The organism is Pseudomonas sp. PSPC2-3 (assembly GCF_049898265.1).
In the GTDB taxonomy this organism is placed as follows: Bacteria; Pseudomonadota; Gammaproteobacteria; order Pseudomonadales; family Pseudomonadaceae; genus Aquipseudomonas; species Aquipseudomonas veronii.
The window spans coordinates 403892-416075 of record NZ_JAFCXJ010000005.1 but is presented as its reverse complement, the minus strand read 5'-3'; the positions used below and the strand labels follow the sequence as shown (position 1 = coordinate 416075).

Here is a 12184-nt window from a genome sequence, read left to right as displayed (position 1 = left end):
GTGCGTTACCGAGACAGCCGGCTCAAGGCTTGTTCTGCCAGCCAGGTGGTCAGCTCGCGGGTTGCGAACGGATGCCGCAGGCCCACCGCCTGGCCCGCCCACAGGTTGCTGAAGCCGGCTTCATCCTTGGCCTTGAGTGGCAGCAACGCACCGCCGGCCCTGGGGAAGGCCGGGGCCAGCGGGTTGATCGCGCCGAGTTCTCGCATCACCCGGTTGACGATGCCGCGCGCCGGTCGGCCGGTGAACAGGTTGGTCAGCGCGGTTTCGCTGGCCTGGGCGTGACGCAATGCGTGGTGGTGCGAGGGGCTGACTGTGGCTTCGGGGGTCAACAGGTAGGCGGTACCGATCTGCACCGCCGAAGCACCCAAGGCAAAGGCGGCCGCGATGCCGCGCGCGTCAGCGATACCGCCGGCGGCGATCACTGGCACGCTCACGGCGTCGACGATCTGCGGCACCAGCGCCATCAAGCCGATCTGGCTGTTGAGGTCGTCGCTGAGAAACATACCGCGGTGGCCGCCGGCTTCAAGGCCCATGGCGATGATCGCGTCGCAGCCATGCTGTTCCAGCCAAATCGCTTCTTCGACGGTTGTGGCCGATGAAAGTACCTTGGCGCCGGTCGCTTTGACACGGTCGAGCAAGGACTTTTCCGGCAAGCCGAAATGGAAACTGACCACCTCGGGACGGAACGCTTCCACCACTTCACAAGCCGCTTCGTTGAACGGCGCACGGTTGGTCACCGGCGTCGGAGCATCAAAGTCGGCGCCCAGTTCGCGGTAGTAGGGTTGCAGCAAGTCTTTCCAGCGCCGATCACGGGCGTCGTCCGCCTCGGGCGGTTGATGGCAAAAGAAGTTCACGTTGATCGGCCGCGTACTGGCCTGACGGATAGTGCTCAACGCATCGCGCAATTGCTCGATACTCAGCGCCGCCGCCGGCATCGAACCGAGCGCGCCGGCCTCGTTGGCGGCGATGACCATTTGCGCGGTGGTTGCACCGGCCATGGGCGCCTGGATAATCGGTACCTCGATGCCCAGCAGATCGAGAATGCGCGTGTCTGGCCAGGTGCTCATGGGATGCGTCTCCAGCGTTGGTAAGAGTTTTCGCTGTTTTAGCAGGGCCCTTGGCATCCGGCCAGTCTGTTTTATTCACTGGACGCAGCCTGGGTTTCGTGTAGTGGCGCGGGCTGTTTTAGCGGTCGCGCTCGCGTTCCAGCAACTGGCGCTTGCGCTCCACACCCCATCGGTAGCCCGACAACTCGCCATTACTGCGCACCACGCGGTGGCAGGGAATCGCCACTGCGAGGCGATTGGCGCCACAGGCCTGGGCCACAGCGCGAAAGGCGGTGGGCGCGCCAATCCGCTCGGCGATCTGCGCGTAGCTGGCGGTGCTGCCCACCGGGATGTCGCGCAAGGCCTGCCATACCCGTTCCTGAAAGGCCGTGCCGCGCAGGTCCAAGGGTAAGTCCAGGCCCAGGGCCGGGGCTTCTATAAACCCCACCACCTGGGCGACCAACTGTTCGAAGGCCGGGTCGGCGCCCAGCAGTTCGGCGTTGGGGAATTGGTCCTGCAGGTCGCGCACCAGCGTGTCCGGCTCGTCGCCCAGCAGAATCGCGCACACGCCGCGATGACTTTGCGCCACCAGAATCGCGCCGAGGGAACATTGGCCGACGGCAAAATGGATGTGAGTATTCGTGCCGCCGGCTTTGTAATCGCTTGGCTTCATGCCAAGCAGTTGGTCCGCCGACTCATAGAAGCGGCTGTTGGAATTGAAGCCGGCGTCATACAGCGCGTCGGTGACGGTGTTGCGACCTTTGAGCCCCTTGCGCACTTTGCGTGAGCGCTGGGCGCTGGCATAGCCCTTGGGGGTGAGGCCGGTGACTGACTTGAACACGCGGTGGAAATGGAACGGACTCAGCCCGGCTTGCTGTGCCAGTTGGTCGAGGCTGGGCGGGGTTTCGGCGTGTTCGATCTGCCGACAAGCGTTGGCCACCAGTTCGGCGTGGCGTGCCGCGCGTTGCGTCTGGTCACCGGTCGCGCGTTTGCTTGGGCGATAGCCTGCGGCTTCGGCCTGTTGAGGTGTCTCAAAGAATTCGACGTTTTCCGGGCGCGGCAAGCGCGAGGCACTGCTGGGACGGCAATACACACCGGTGGTTTTTACCCCATAGACGAACAGCGCGTCGGCCTGAGGATCACGGGCGAGGATCGCTGCCCAGCGCGGGTCATGTTCGTTATTCATTGCCTGCTCTCATGACGGGTCACGGCCAGATTAGTCGTGTCGCGGCGGCATGGCACTCTGAAGCTTGCGGTCAAATCAGCCGGCGGTGCGAAAGGTCAGGTTGATGCGTTGCGGGCCCATGACCGGATGCGTGCCGTCCTTGACCGGCATGACTCCGTGGAAGCGCAGACGATCGACCCCGCCCCACACCACCACATCGCCATGGAACAACGAGATTTTTTGCGGCTTGTCGCTGCGTGCATGGCCGCCGAACAGGAAGATCGCCGGCAGCCCCAGCGACACGGAAACCACCGGCGCGGTATAGCAGCGTTCGTTCTTGTCCTGGTGCAACGACATCTTCGCGCCCGGCACATAACGGTTGATCAGGCAGGCATCGGGCACAAAATCGCTGAACCCGGCGTCGGCCGCCGCGTGTGCCGCCAGTTGGCGCAACGTTTCGGGCATGGCTGGCCAGGGGTGGCCACTGCGCGGGTCAAGCGCGGTGTAGCGGTAGCCGCTGGGATCGGTGGTCCAACCCAGTTCTCCGCAACTGCTCAGCGCGGCCGACATGGTGAAACCACCAGGCGTGACCATTTGCCGAAACGGCGACTGAGCCAGCACGCAGCGCAACGCTGGCAGAAGATGCTCAATCCAGGGCAGGGCATAGCCCCTCAGAACGTGGGACTGTTCGCCAATCTGCTCACGCCCTGCGGGTTGTTGCAGGGCGTCGTCGGCGAACAGGTCGACGGTCGGGCCGGGCATGGGCTTACAGCGCCTTGCTCACGTTGATGTCAGTGATTTCATCGCTGGCGTCGTGAATCTTCGCCAGTACTAGCTTGGCTTCTTCGACGCTGTTGCTGTGCAGTTGGGCAAACTCAAAGCGGCGTTCGCCGTTGAGTTTGTACTTGATGACGTATTTGGTCGTGGTCACAGCTTTTTTCCTGTCGAGTGTTCGGGTCAGCTCAATTTGCTGTTGGTGCGACGAACGATGCGGATCTTGTGGGACAGCGCAGGTTTGCGGGTAACGCTGATGGCGCGGCGCGTCACAACGTCCAGGGTGATGTTCCAGAAACCGGTGCTCGGTGCGGTGATTTTCGCCGGGAACTTGTCGAACGCGCCGCCGTGGTAGGTGTGACGACCGCCATTCTTGAAACTGCGAAAATTCGCATCGCTCATCAGACGAATATTACAAGTCTGTGAGCATTCGATGACGACAATATCTCCCTCGTTGAGGTGCTCACGCTGGTGGATGAATTTCATGGGCGGGTGTCTCCAGAAGGGCTTTTTCTGAAAAATCAGAACGATACGTAGGTTAAGATAGAGTTTATCAGCCCCAGCGCGTTTATTATCGGGCCGTCGTCGACGACTTCGACAATTTAAAACAGTTATTTACCGAGTTATCAGGGATAAATCCTACGTGGGCGGGAGAAAATTACCATCCCCGCTGTCCTAGGGTCTTTATCGGAGGTTTTATATGAAGTGGAGTGTGTTGGTTCTGGCCTTGGCGATTGGTGGGTGTGCTTCGGTTGCAGATATCAAGCAGACCCCCCCGACCTTGGCGGTCATTTCAGGGAAAAAACCGCAGGAATATGCCGCCTGTGTGGTACGCAAATTGTCGACTACCCGCCGGCCGCCGCAGATCGAGCCGCATAAAGACGGCGTGCAGGTGATTGTGCCGCAGAAATTCTCCGCTGACCCGTCGGCTATTTTCGAGATTGACGAGCGCTCCAGTGGCAGCAGCATCAAGCTCTACGAGAGCATGTCCAATGTGCCGATCCGCCCGGGTGATGTGAAGAAGGCCGGGGAGGACTGCATTTCCGGCTGAGGCCGCGCGTTTACACGGTCCGTTTGAATCCGATAAAAAAGCCTGACCTGCCATTGCGGTGTCAGGCTTTTTTTTGCGCGCGTTTTCGCAGTTGTCGTGATGGGAAGGTTCTCCTACCATTTGTAGGCTTATGACATAAACGCCTAAATATATAACTATAAAAAATGGAGCCGTGATGATGTCTCTGGAACGAGTACTGATAGGCAGTGCGCTGATGTTGCTGCTGGGCAATGCCCACGCGCTGGATGGGAAGAAGATATTCACCGAGGGCGGCTCGCAGCCGGGCGCCATGCCTTGCGTAGCCTGCCATGGTGCCGATGGCGCGGGGCTCGCCGCCGCGGGCTTCCCCAGGTTGGCGGGGTTGCCGGCCCTGTATGTGCGTAAACAGTTGGAAGACTTCAAGCGCGGCACGCGTGCCAACCCGGTGATGCAACCCTTGGCGAATGCCCTCACTGACGCCGAGATCGACGCTGTCAGCCAGGCGCTGGCGGCGATGCCAGGCGCCGTCCCGCAACCGATCCATCGCAGCGAGATGCCTATCGGTGCTGCGCAAAAGCTCGCCCAGCAGGGCGCCTGGGAGCGGCAGATTCCGGCATGTGCAAGTTGCCATGGTCCTGCCGGTACGGGTGTCGGCGACACGTTCCCGCCTCTTGCCGGTCAGCCTGCCACCTACCTGGCAGCACAGTTGACGGCCTGGCAAAACGGCACCCGTCACAACGACCCGAATGACCTGATGGGCCACATCGCAAAATCCCTGACGCCGGATGAAGTACAGGGCGTGGCCCAGTATTTCGCCTCACTGAAACTGGAGGCCAAGCCATGAGCCCGTTTGTTTTAGTTCTAGGACTGTTGGGTCTGCCGTCCGCCCACGCCGCAACGATCGCCATGGAAGACCAGTCGCAGTTGCAGCCTTCTGCCGGCCATGCGGCTGTCAGTCAATTCCAGCCGCCCCAAGAGAGCGAGCTGCCTGACAATGCCTACGGCAAGCTGGTCAAGGAGGGCTACGCGTTGTTCGTGGATACCAAACGCCTGGCGCCGACATTCGTCGGTAACGGGCTCAACTGCAGCAATTGCCACCTGGATCAGGGCCGCCTGGCCAACTCGGCGCCGCTGTGGGGCGCCTACCCGATGTATCCGGCCTATCGAAAGAAGAACGACAAGGTCAACACCTTTGCCGAGCGGTTGCAGGGGTGTTTCCAATTCAGCATGAACGGCGGTACGCCGCCGACCGCTGATAGTCGCGAAATTACCGCGCTCTCGGTGTACGCCTACTGGCTGGCCAGCAAAGCACCGTTGGGCGTGGAGTTACCAGGCCGTGGGTATCCCGACGTGGCCCAACCGGCCAAGGGTTATGACCTGTCCGGGGGCGCGCAGGTTTACAAAGGGCAATGCGCCGTCTGCCATGGCCCCGAAGGGCAGGGCCAGAAGGTCGGTGACAGTTACGTGATGCCACCGTTGTGGGGGAAGGACTCCTACAATTGGGGCGCCGGCATGCACCGTATCAATACTGCGGCGTCCTTCATCAAGCACAACATGCCGCTGGGCAAGGGTGGCAGCCTGAGCGACCAGCAAGCCTGGGACGTAGCGGCCTACGTCAACAGCCACGAGCGACCGCAGGACCCGCGGCTGGTTGACGGTTCCGTGGAGAAAACCCGGGTCAAATTCCACGCCAACGATGGGGTCAATCTCTACGGCCAAACCGTAGAAGGCGTGTTGATTGGGCAGGGCATCCGTTAGACTCTCGCCCAATCAACGCAAAAATGCCGCGCAAACCCTCGGTTTGTGCGGCATGTGTCTTTTTTGGGAAGTCTTTCATGAAGCGTGAACACGTCAGGGCTCGCCAGGCCGAAGGTCAGATATCGGCCACTCACATCATCCAGAACCCGGCTGACCTCGGGGAATGGATCGTATTCTTCAAGAAAAGCGGCGGTCGCAGTTTTTTCCTGGTGGACGATCAGGATGAAGTCGAATCTTTCTCGCGCCTGGATGACCTGGTGGAGACCGTCCGTGGCCTGGGTATCAAGTTTGCCGATATCCAGCTGTAGACGTAACGCTTACTTGCAGACCACCACCACACTGCGGCTTTTGAAGTTGCCCACGTCCTGGCCCAGGGTCTTTTCACTTTCCTTGAGCGAAGGCGTGCCTTCGGTACCGACGATACGGTAGCCGGTGCCCGCACAAGAGGCGTCGGCCTTTTCGTAGCAACTGGCCCAGGAATTGGCTTCGCCCGAGCAGTCGATGGTCAGGCCTTGTTCGCCGTTTTTCAGGTAGACATCAGATGTGGTCGTGCAGCCGGCGAGCGCCAATACTGCAGTGAGTGCCAGAATCTTGTTCATGTGTGTTCATCATCGAGGGTGTTGGAGGGCGCGCTGACACTGTCGTGGGGCGTTTCGACGAGACTATAGCGAACTGCCATCTACGTATAGACATGTCTCGTTCTGAAAGTCAGGTGTAAGCCTATTCCAGGGTTAGACAAAAGATACAAAAAAGCCCCGTTCACCGGGGCTTTTTTACGCAGCTTCCAAGGCTTACTTGCCCTTCGGTCGCTTGCTCGATGCGTGGCCCGCTTCATCCACAAACACTTCTGCAACCGCAGTTGCCTGGCTCTCGGTCGCGAATGCGCCAGCGACGCTGTCGCCGTGGAAGTTGATCAGGTGCCAACCGTCCGCTCGCTTAGTGATCAGGTAGCCGTTCACGCCTTTGGGTTCTGACATCTATTAACAATCTCGTAGTCTGGTTCAAGGGCGTAATGATAGCGCCAATTGTCGCGCCACCGCCCAAGTTATTCCAGGTCAATGTTTGCGGCGCCAAAGCGTGCTAAAAGGGTTGCAGCCCTTTTCAAGCCACAGGGCTACGCTGTTTTTGTCGGGGTATTGGTGAAGCTCTTTGTAGGATTAGCGGAACTTACGCCGACATTTTTTCTCTATGATGACATCGCAACGCCAGCAGGACCCATTGTAAGGTGACTGCGGCCTGATTAGACTGCGCCGAATTCCGTACGCACAGCCCTTTGTAAGGACCCATATGATCAAGAAATGCTTGTTCCCAGCAGCCGGTTACGGCACTCGCTTCTTGCCAGCGACCAAGGCCATGCCCAAAGAGATGCTGCCGGTGGTGAACAAGCCACTGATCCAGTACGGCGTCGAAGAGGCACTGGATGCCGGTTTGAATGAAATCTCTATCGTTACCGGCCGTGGTAAGCGCGCGCTGGAAGACCACTTCGACATCAGCTACGAGCTGGAAAACCAGATCAAAGGCACCGACAAGGAAAAATACCTGGTCGGTATCCGTAAGCTGCTCGACGAGTGCTCGTTCTCCTACACCCGTCAGACCCAGATGAAAGGCCTCGGCCACGCCATCCTGACCGGCCGTCCGCTGATCGGTGACGAACCGTTCGCCGTGGTACTGGCCGACGACCTGTGTGTGAACCTGGAAGGCGACGGCGTACTGACCCAGATGGTCAAGCTGTACCAGAAGTACCGTTGCACCATCGTCGCGGTTCAAGAGGTCGATCCTCAAGAAACCAACAAGTACGGCGTGATCGCCGGCGACGACATCGGCGATGGCCTGATCCGCGTGCGCGACATGGTCGAGAAGCCAGCGCCTGAAGATGCTCCGTCGAACCTGGCGATCATCGGTCGTTACATCCTGACCCCGGATATCTTCAAGCTGATCGAAGAAACCGAGCCGGGCAAGGGTGGCGAGATCCAGATTACCGACGCCCTGTTGAAGCAGGCCAAAGACGGTTGCGTGATCGCGTACAAGTTCAAGGGTCGTCGTTTTGACTGCGGTGGCGCCGAAGGCTACATCGAAGCGACCAACTTCTGCTACGAGCACTTCTACAAGACTGGCAAGGCTTACTGATTCACGGTTGCCCGCCTGTTGTAAGAGAAAGCCACCTTCGGGTGGCTTTTTCGTTTTTCGCCCCCAACTAAGTCGGTATGCTGATTGCCTGCCGAGGAGAGTGAAATGGCCTACGATTTTGACCTGTATGTGATTGGCGCCGGTTCCGGCGGTGTTCGTGCTGCGCGCTTTGCCGCCGGTTTTGGCGCCAAGGTGGCCGTGGCGGAAAGCCGCTACCTGGGCGGCACGTGTGTGAACGTCGGCTGCGTGCCGAAGAAACTGCTGGTCTACGGCGCGCATTTTGCCGAAGACTTCGAGCAGGCCAGCGGTTTCGGCTGGTCCCTGGGGGCGGCGAACTTTGACTGGGCGACGCTGATCGCCAACAAGGACCGCGAGATCAACCGCCTCAACGGCATCTATCGCAACCTGCTGGTCAACAGCGGCGTGACCCTGCATGAAGGGCATGCGCGACTGGTCGATCCGCATCAGGTGGAAATCAATGGCGAGCGCTTCACGGCCAGGCACATCCTGATCGCGACCGGCGGCTGGCCGCAGATCCCGCAGATACCGGGGCATGAGCACGCGATCGGTTCCAATGAAGCGTTCTTCCTCAAAACGCTGCCCAAGCGCGTGCTGGTGGTTGGCGGTGGCTATATCGCCGTTGAGTTCGCCGGAATTTTCCATGGTTTGGGTGCGCAGACGTCTTTGCTGTATCGCGGCGACTTGTTCCTGCGCGGTTTTGACGGTGCGGTGCGCAAGCATCTGCAGGAAGAATTGACCAAGCGTGGCCTGGATCTGCAGTTCAATGCCGATATCGAACGGATCGACAAGCAAGCCGACGGCAGCCTCAAGGCCACCCTCAAAGACGGGCGCGTGCTGGCAACAGACTGCGTGTTCTACGCCACCGGCCGTCGGCCGATGCTGGATAACCTGGGCCTGGAAAACACCGGGGTCAAACTGGATAAGCGCGGTTTTGTCGAAGTGGATGACCTGTACCAGACCGCCGAATCGTCGATCCTGGCGATTGGCGATGTGATCGGTCGCGTGCAGTTGACCCCAGTGGCCCTGGCCGAAGGCATGGCCGTGGCGCGTCGCTTGTTCAAGCCGGAGCAGTATCGTCCGGTGGACTACGCGATGATCCCGACGGCCGTGTTCAGCCTGCCGAACATCGGTACGGTCGGTCTGAGCGAGGAAGATGCGAAGGGCAAAGGCTATAAGGTGAAGGTTTTCGAAAGCCGTTTCCGGCCGATGAAGCTGACATTGACCGGCTGCCAGGAGAAAACCCTGATGAAACTGGTGGTCGACGCCGACACCGACAGGGTCCTGGGTTGCCATATGGTCGGCCCGGACGCCGGGGAAATCGTGCAGGGCTTGGCGATCGCGCTCAAGGCGGGCGCGACCAAGCAGCATTTTGATGAAACCATTGGCGTACACCCGACGGCGGCCGAAGAGTTCGTCACCATGCGAACGCCCGTGGCCGACTGATCAGGTGCTGGGCGTTGCCTCGGCGGTCGCTGCAACGGCGGCTGTCAGACGCAACGCCTCGATGCTGGCCTGAGCCTTGATCAGGTCCAGCTCCAGCGCCTTGTTGGCCTGCTGGAATTCGCTCAGCGCGGCTTGGCGTGACTGACTGTCTTGCACCGCGACCCGCAGGCGTTCCTGGAGCAGGGTGCGTTCGCTGTCGATCTGCTTCAACTGTTCGCTCAGGTTGAGTTGCTGCGCCTGGTCCTTGCGCACTTGCTCCTGCAGTGCCGCCAACTCCTTCACCGTCACCCGATGTTCGATCAGCAGGCGCTCGTTGTCGCGGTGCAACTGGGTGATCTCGTCCTGGCGCACCATGGCGCTCTGCTGGGCCTGGCGCAGTTCCGCCTGGACCTGTTGCACCTGGCCTTCGTGGCGTCGCTGCTCCTGTTCGCGCTGCTCTTTGATGGCGTTGCGGTAATGCTCCAGGGCATCCCGAGCGTGCAGGTGTTTGTCTTCCAGCGAGCGAATCTGTTCGTCCTTGTCGCTGATGCGCAGCTCGTAGTCACTGCATGCCTGGCTCAACCCGGCGTTACGGGTTTGTTCGGTCTGCAGGCTGGTGCTGGCGGTTTGCAGGGCTGCGCTTTCTTCGGCAAGGGCCGCGGCCTGGATATCGAATTGCTGTTGCAGTTGGTTGTGGGCTGCTTGCAGCGTTTCGAGCTGGGCGAGCAGGGCGGTTTTCTGTTGTTCGAATTGCGCCAGGGCCAGGTCGATGGGCTCTTGGGCTTTCTCTTTCAGGCGCTGGGCAAGCCGTGCCACCAGTTCGCCGAGTTCATCGTCGATGGGCGCTTCGGTGATGGTCTGCCGCGTTTCGCTCTCGTCCAGTTCCTTCAAGTAGCGATGAATCGTGGTTTTCGAGCCGGTATTGCCCATTTCGATGCGTACCGCATCGATGCTGGGGTTTTCGCCGCGGGCGAGGATCGCCAGGCGTGCCGTTTGAACGACTGCTTTGTTTATGCCGCCACGAGCCATGGGGTCTCCGTCGATTTAGTACTGTGGTACATGGTATGTATTTGCATATCATATCATGAATAAAAACGAGTTAAAAATCATGATCTAACAGATGGGATATTGGCGTATTATCCCGTGTCAGCGCGGTTTTCACCGTGAGTGCGCCCTATCAGCAGTACGAAAAGGCTTTCATGAGCGATCTGGATCGTTACCTCAACGCCGCTACCCGCGATAACACGCGCCGCAGCTATCGCGCAGCCATCGAGCACTTCGAGGTGAGTTGGGGCGGATTCCTGCCCGCCACCAGTGACAGCGTGGCGCGTTACCTCGTGGCCCATGCCGGGGTGTTGGCGGTGAATACCTTGAAGTTGCGCCTTTCGGCATTGGCGCAATGGCATACGAGCCAGGGTTTTCCCGACCCGACCAAGGCGCCGGTCGTGCGCCAGGTGCTCAAGGGAATTCGCGCCGTACACCCGGCGCGGGAAAAGCAGGCGCAGCCGTTGCAGCTCAAGCATCTGGAACAGGTGGTTGCGTGCCTGGAAGGGGAGGCGCGCGCAGCGAGCGAAGCCCAGGACCCCGCCCGGCTGTTGCGCGCCAAACGCGACAGTGCATTGATCCTGCTCGGCTTCTGGCGCGGCTTTCGCAGTGATGAGTTGTGCCGATTGAGCATCGAGCACGTCCAGGCCGTGCCCGGGGCCGGCATCAGCCTGTACCTGCCACGCAGCAAAAGCGACCGCGACAACCTCGGCAAGACCTACCAAACCCCGGCATTGCTGCGGCTGTGCCCGGTGCAGGCTTACAGTGAATGGCTCAGCGCTTCGGCGCTGGTCCGCGGCCCGGTGTTTCGCGGGATTGACCGCTGGGGCAACCTGGGCGAGGCGGGGTTGCACCCCAACAGCGTGATCCCGCTGTTGCGCCAGGCCTTGGAGCGTGCGGGCATTCCGGCCGAGCACTACACCAGCCACTCCCTGCGTCGGGGCTTTGCCACGTGGGCCCATCGCAGTGGTTGGGATTTGAAGTCGTTGATGAGTTACGTCGGCTGGAACGACATGAAATCCGCCATGCGCTATGTTGAAGCGACACCCTTTCTAGGCATGACCCTGGCAACTGCGCCGCTGATTTGAGGTTTCTTCTATTAATACTGTCGGCTGATAGAGAAAGCCAATCGCGAGCATCAGGTTTGCCAATGAGCCATCGGCCAAGAGAGTGGGTAGGATTCACTTCATCAACTTACCAACCCCTGACGGAGAGTCAACGATGCCTATCATCAACAGCCAAGTAAAACCGTTCAAAGCGACCGCCTACAAAAACGGCAACTTCGTAGACGTGTCTGACGCTGACCTGAAAGGCAAATGGTCCGTAGTGTTCTTCTACCCGGCCGACTTCACCTTCGTTTGCCCGACCGAGCTGGAAGACCTGGCTGACAACTACGCCGAATTCCAGAAGCTGGGCGTCGAAATCTACAGCGTTTCCACCGACACCCACTTTGCCCACGCTGCCTGGCACAACACCTCGCCAGCCATCGGCAAGATCCAGTACACCATGATCGGCGACCCAACCCTGACCATCTCCCGCAACTTCGACGTGCTGATCGAAGAAGCCGGCCTGGCAGACCGCGGTACTTTCGTGATCAACCCAGAAGGTCAGATCAAGATCGTTGAGCTGAACGACGGCGGTGTTGGTCGTGACGCTTCCGAGCTGCTGCGCAAAATCAAAGCCGCTCAGTACGTCGCTGCCCACCCAGGCGAAGTGTGCCCAGCCAAGTGGAAAGAAGGCGAAGCCACCTTGGCTCCGTCCCTGGACCTGGTCGGCAAGATCTAAGTCTGTGACACA

16 protein-coding genes are annotated in these 12184 nt (G+C 59.9%); 8 read left to right on the top strand and 8 right to left on the bottom strand.

The window, feature by feature from the left end:
- Positions 1 to 5: 5 nt before the first annotated feature.
- From ACP7E3_RS14390 to ACP7E3_RS14370, 5 genes are all read right to left on the bottom strand, one after another.
- A complete protein-coding gene (locus ACP7E3_RS14390) occupies positions 6 to 1067 on the bottom strand; it encodes an NAD(P)H-dependent flavin oxidoreductase (protein WP_046489455.1) in 1062 nt (353 codons plus the stop codon).
- Positions 1068 to 1185: 118 nt separating this feature from the next.
- Complete coding sequence (gene ada, locus ACP7E3_RS14385; protein ID WP_169882020.1) at positions 1186 to 2232, bottom strand: bifunctional DNA-binding transcriptional regulator/O6-methylguanine-DNA methyltransferase Ada; 1047 nt, start codon at positions 2230 to 2232, stop codon at positions 1186 to 1188.
- Positions 2233 to 2307: 75 nt separating this feature from the next.
- Entirely contained in the window at positions 2308 to 2973 is a 666-nt protein-coding gene (alkB, locus tag ACP7E3_RS14380) for a DNA oxidative demethylase AlkB (protein ID WP_046489457.1), read from the bottom strand.
- Between the two features lie 4 nt (positions 2974 to 2977).
- On the bottom strand, positions 2978 to 3142 hold the full coding sequence (locus ACP7E3_RS14375) for a hypothetical protein (protein WP_017846313.1): 165 nt from the start codon (positions 3140 to 3142) through the stop codon (positions 2978 to 2980).
- 26 nt (positions 3143 to 3168) lie between these two features.
- On the bottom strand, positions 3169 to 3471 hold the full coding sequence (locus tag ACP7E3_RS14370; RefSeq protein WP_017846312.1) for a DUF1883 domain-containing protein: 303 nt from the start codon (positions 3469 to 3471) through the stop codon (positions 3169 to 3171).
- Positions 3472 to 3685: 214 nt separating this feature from the next.
- On the opposite strand from ACP7E3_RS14370, the gene ACP7E3_RS14365 reads away from it, so the two are divergent.
- The 4 genes from ACP7E3_RS14365 (at position 3686) to ACP7E3_RS14350 (ending at position 6081) form a co-directional block, all read left to right on the top strand.
- Complete coding sequence (locus tag ACP7E3_RS14365) at positions 3686 to 4036, top strand: hypothetical protein (protein WP_046383541.1); 351 nt, start codon at positions 3686 to 3688, stop codon at positions 4034 to 4036.
- A gap of 175 nt (positions 4037 to 4211) precedes the next feature.
- Entirely contained in the window at positions 4212 to 4859 is a 648-nt protein-coding gene (locus ACP7E3_RS14360) for a c-type cytochrome (protein WP_046383540.1), read from the top strand.
- Positions 4856 to 5773 (top strand): c-type cytochrome, encoded by a 918-nt coding sequence (locus tag ACP7E3_RS14355; RefSeq protein WP_026139942.1) that lies wholly within the window; start codon positions 4856 to 4858, stop codon positions 5771 to 5773. The genes ACP7E3_RS14360 and ACP7E3_RS14355 overlap by 4 nt, the downstream gene beginning before the upstream one ends.
- Before the next feature lie 77 nt (positions 5774 to 5850).
- The gene (locus ACP7E3_RS14350; RefSeq protein ID WP_102617064.1) at positions 5851 to 6081 is read left to right on the top strand and encodes a hypothetical protein; all 231 of its coding nucleotides are present in this window, start codon (positions 5851 to 5853) and stop codon (positions 6079 to 6081) included.
- 9 nt (positions 6082 to 6090) lie between these two features.
- Here the strand turns inward: ACP7E3_RS14350 and ACP7E3_RS14345 are convergent, their stop codons facing one another.
- The gene (locus ACP7E3_RS14345) at positions 6091 to 6372 is read right to left on the bottom strand and encodes a hypothetical protein (RefSeq protein WP_017846307.1); all 282 of its coding nucleotides are present in this window, start codon (positions 6370 to 6372) and stop codon (positions 6091 to 6093) included.
- 192 nt (positions 6373 to 6564) lie between these two features.
- A complete protein-coding gene (locus tag ACP7E3_RS14340) occupies positions 6565 to 6750 on the bottom strand; it encodes a hypothetical protein (protein ID WP_017846306.1) in 186 nt (61 codons plus the stop codon).
- A gap of 310 nt (positions 6751 to 7060) precedes the next feature.
- Between ACP7E3_RS14340 and galU the strand changes: the two genes are divergently transcribed.
- Complete coding sequence (galU, locus tag ACP7E3_RS14335; protein ID WP_003212579.1) at positions 7061 to 7900, top strand: UTP--glucose-1-phosphate uridylyltransferase GalU; 840 nt, start codon at positions 7061 to 7063, stop codon at positions 7898 to 7900.
- Between the two features lie 105 nt (positions 7901 to 8005).
- Positions 8006 to 9364, top strand: coding sequence for a glutathione-disulfide reductase (gene gorA, locus ACP7E3_RS14330; protein WP_057004173.1), 1359 nt, complete (start codon positions 8006 to 8008; stop codon positions 9362 to 9364).
- On the opposite strand, the gene ACP7E3_RS14325 is transcribed toward gorA, so the two are convergent.
- Entirely contained in the window at positions 9365 to 10372 is a 1008-nt protein-coding gene (locus ACP7E3_RS14325; RefSeq protein ID WP_046383536.1) for a DNA-binding protein, read from the bottom strand.
- 170 nt (positions 10373 to 10542) lie between these two features.
- Here ACP7E3_RS14325 and ACP7E3_RS14320 point away from each other — a divergent pair, with 170 nt between their 5' ends.
- Positions 10543 to 11475, top strand: a complete 933-nt coding sequence (locus ACP7E3_RS14320; protein WP_046383535.1) for a site-specific integrase — start codon at positions 10543 to 10545, stop codon at positions 11473 to 11475.
- 133 nt (positions 11476 to 11608) lie between these two features.
- Positions 11609 to 12172 (top strand): alkyl hydroperoxide reductase subunit C, encoded by a 564-nt coding sequence (gene ahpC, locus ACP7E3_RS14315; RefSeq protein WP_010210361.1) that lies wholly within the window; start codon positions 11609 to 11611, stop codon positions 12170 to 12172.
- The last annotated feature ends 12 nt before the right edge of the window (positions 12173 to 12184 follow it).

Excerpts from the sequence above, each read along its gene's own strand:
- ACP7E3_RS14345 (WP_017846307.1), bottom strand. The coding sequence starts at position 6,372 with ATGAACAAGATTCTGGCACTCACTGCAGTATTGGCGCTCGCCGGCTGC.
- ACP7E3_RS14350 (WP_102617064.1), top strand. The coding sequence starts at position 5,851 with ATGAAGCGTGAACACGTCAGGGCTCGCCAGGCCGAAGGTCAGATATCG.
- ACP7E3_RS14360 (WP_046383540.1), top strand. The coding sequence starts at position 4,212 with ATGATGTCTCTGGAACGAGTACTGATAGGCAGTGCGCTGATGTTGCTG.
- alkB (WP_046489457.1), bottom strand. The coding sequence starts at position 2,973 with ATGCCCGGCCCGACCGTCGACCTGTTCGCCGACGACGCCCTGCAACAA.
- ACP7E3_RS14340 (WP_017846306.1), bottom strand. The coding sequence starts at position 6,750 with ATGTCAGAACCCAAAGGCGTGAACGGCTACCTGATCACTAAGCGAGCG.
- ahpC (WP_010210361.1), top strand. The coding sequence starts at position 11,609 with ATGCCTATCATCAACAGCCAAGTAAAACCGTTCAAAGCGACCGCCTAC.
- gorA (WP_057004173.1), top strand. The coding sequence starts at position 8,006 with ATGGCCTACGATTTTGACCTGTATGTGATTGGCGCCGGTTCCGGCGGT.
- ACP7E3_RS14355 (WP_026139942.1), top strand. The coding sequence starts at position 4,856 with ATGAGCCCGTTTGTTTTAGTTCTAGGACTGTTGGGTCTGCCGTCCGCC.
- ACP7E3_RS14390 (WP_046489455.1), bottom strand. The coding sequence starts at position 1,067 with ATGAGCACCTGGCCAGACACGCGCATTCTCGATCTGCTGGGCATCGAG.
- ACP7E3_RS14320 (WP_046383535.1), top strand. The coding sequence starts at position 10,543 with ATGAGCGATCTGGATCGTTACCTCAACGCCGCTACCCGCGATAACACG.
- galU (WP_003212579.1), top strand. The coding sequence starts at position 7,061 with ATGATCAAGAAATGCTTGTTCCCAGCAGCCGGTTACGGCACTCGCTTC.
- ACP7E3_RS14370 (WP_017846312.1), bottom strand. The coding sequence starts at position 3,471 with ATGAAATTCATCCACCAGCGTGAGCACCTCAACGAGGGAGATATTGTC.
- ACP7E3_RS14325 (WP_046383536.1), bottom strand. The coding sequence starts at position 10,372 with ATGGCTCGTGGCGGCATAAACAAAGCAGTCGTTCAAACGGCACGCCTG.
- ACP7E3_RS14365 (WP_046383541.1), top strand. The coding sequence starts at position 3,686 with ATGAAGTGGAGTGTGTTGGTTCTGGCCTTGGCGATTGGTGGGTGTGCT.
- ada (WP_169882020.1), bottom strand. The coding sequence starts at position 2,232 with ATGAATAACGAACATGACCCGCGCTGGGCAGCGATCCTCGCCCGTGAT.